Raw genomic sequence first — 1,462 nt, forward strand, 5'->3', positions numbered from 1 at the left:
GCTCTGGGACGACCTGCAGTCCGAACGGTCGTACGACGCCATGCGGGCGTACGGCCAGTCGAAGATCGCGCCGGCGCTGTTCGCACTCGAGCTCGGGCGGCGGAGCGAGGCCGCGGGGTGGGGCATCACCACGGCGATCAGCCACCCCGGCGTCGCGCCGACGAGCCTGCTCGCCGCACGCCCGGAGATGGGCCGGAGCGCCGACACCGCCTCGGTCCGGCTCATCCGCTGGCTCTCCGCACGGGGGTGGGTGGTCGGCGCCCCCGAGACCGCCGCGTACCCTGCGCTCCTCGCCGCGACCGACCCGGCGGGGGCGGGGCGGTTCGCGGGGCCCACGTGGCGGCTCGGCGTCGGCGGCCCCGCGGGCTGGATCGACCCGTGGCCGACGCTGACGGACGACGCCGAGGCTCGCCGGGTCTGGGACGAGTCGCTGCGGTTGACAGGGGCGCGGTTCGCCTGAGCGCACGGACTCCGGACGTCGCGCGCGTCGTCCGGTTCGATGAGTCCATGCCCGTCTCCGGAAGTGCGCAACGGAAGCACGCCACCGCGTTCGTGGTGCTGTCCGTCCTCAGCGTCGTGCTGTGGACGGTCGCGGTCGGCGTCACCATCACGATCACGGTGTTGCTGGTCCGGGTCGGCGCTCCGGCCGACCGCTCCCTGTTCCTCGTCGTGGTCTGGTTCATCGTCCTGAGCGTCCCCGCGATCGGGACGACCGCAGGCGTCGTCTCGATCCGGCGATCCCGGCGGGGCCTGCAGTGAACACTGGCGTGACCCGAGACGCGTTCACGGCTGCTGCTGAGTGGTTCGCGGCCACGGTGACGGCGGTCGACGCCGCGGATCCGGACGATTGGGGCCACCCGGCGCTCGGCGAGTGGAGCCGGAGCGACCTCGTCGGGCACACTGCACGGGCACTGCTCACGGTCGAGCAGTACCTCGACGAGGCGACCACCACGTCGACCGCGACCACGACCGACTACTACCGGGCCGTGCGGTCGTCACGGGCTGACCCGGCGGCCGTGGCGGAGCGTGGGCGCCAGGCCGGTCGGGACCTCGGGACGGACCGGGCCGCAGCCGTCGACCGGATCGTGCGACGCGTGGTCGACCGGGTCGACGGTGCCGCCCCCGACCGTCGGGTGACGACCCCGGTGGGGGAGTGGGCGCTCGCCGCGTACCTACCGACCCGGGTGTTCGAGCTCACGGTCCACACGATCGACCTGCGGGCGGCGGCCGAGCTGGGCGTCGAGCCGCCGGCCCCGGCAGCGACCGAGGCGCTCCGGGTGCTCGGGCTGCTCGTGGCCGACGCCGACGCCGGTTCTGCTGACGCACCGATGTTGCTCCGGGCGCTCACCGGACGTCAGGCGCTCCCGCCGGGCTGGTCCGCGCTCTGAGAGGGAGGCGCGGCACGGGCGCCAGCGCAGTCGCGGCCGCGGCAGGGCGTCGAACCACGAGGACGACATCGAAC

General features: G+C 74.5%; 2 protein-coding genes and 1 pseudogene. All 3 read left to right on the forward strand.

Features of this window, described 5'->3' with window-relative positions; translation table 11 throughout:
- Positions 1-460 (forward strand): annotated as a pseudogene (locus ACSW7Y_RS17175) (short chain dehydrogenase); the annotation flags it as partial.
- Between the two features lie 47 nt (positions 461-507).
- Entirely contained in the window at positions 508-759 is a 252-nt protein-coding gene (locus ACSW7Y_RS17180; RefSeq protein ID WP_438127435.1) for a hypothetical protein, read from the forward strand.
- A gap of 8 nt (positions 760-767) precedes the next feature.
- Positions 768-1,388 carry a maleylpyruvate isomerase N-terminal domain-containing protein gene (locus tag ACSW7Y_RS17185; RefSeq protein WP_438127436.1) on the forward strand — a complete coding sequence of 207 codons (621 nt, stop codon included), beginning with the start codon at positions 768-770 and terminating at the stop codon, positions 1,386-1,388.
- The last annotated feature ends 74 nt before the right edge of the window (positions 1,389-1,462 follow it).

Origin of the sequence: Curtobacterium flaccumfaciens (assembly GCF_051548005.1) — a bacterium.
Taxonomy (GTDB): Bacteria; Actinomycetota; Actinomycetes; order Actinomycetales; family Microbacteriaceae; genus Curtobacterium.